Below are 317 nucleotides of genomic sequence, written 5' to 3' on the forward strand. Positions count from 1 at the left end.
CGGGCGAAGAAGTACGTCGTGTCGAGCACGCTGAGCGGGGTCGATTGGAATGCCGAGCTGGTGCGAGGCGACTTGGGGCAAGCGGTTCAGCGGCTCAAGCAGGAGTCAGGCGAGGGCCTGTGGGTGGGTGGCGTGACGCTCCCCCTGGCGTTGGCAGATCTGGGACTGATCGACGAGTACGAGTTCCTTGTGCAGCCGGTCCTTGCCGGACACGGGCCGACGTTGCTCGCCGGTCTGCGCGAGCGCATCCAGCTCGAACTCGTGGATCGCGATGCGTTTCGGTCGGGGGCGGTCGCTCTGCGATACCGGCCCACGCG

At 67.2% G+C, this 317-nt stretch carries 1 protein-coding gene; it reads left to right on the plus strand.

Translation table 11 applies throughout. From position 1 onward, the window contains the following. Positions 1-18 precede the first annotated feature (18 nt). A partial coding sequence (locus tag TN53_RS43595) for a dihydrofolate reductase family protein (RefSeq protein ID WP_234441883.1) occupies positions 19-317 on the plus strand: 299 nt, incomplete at its 3' end.

This window comes from Streptomyces sp. WM6386, assembly GCF_000972385.1.
Classification (GTDB): Bacteria; Actinomycetota; Actinomycetes; order Streptomycetales; family Streptomycetaceae; genus Streptomyces.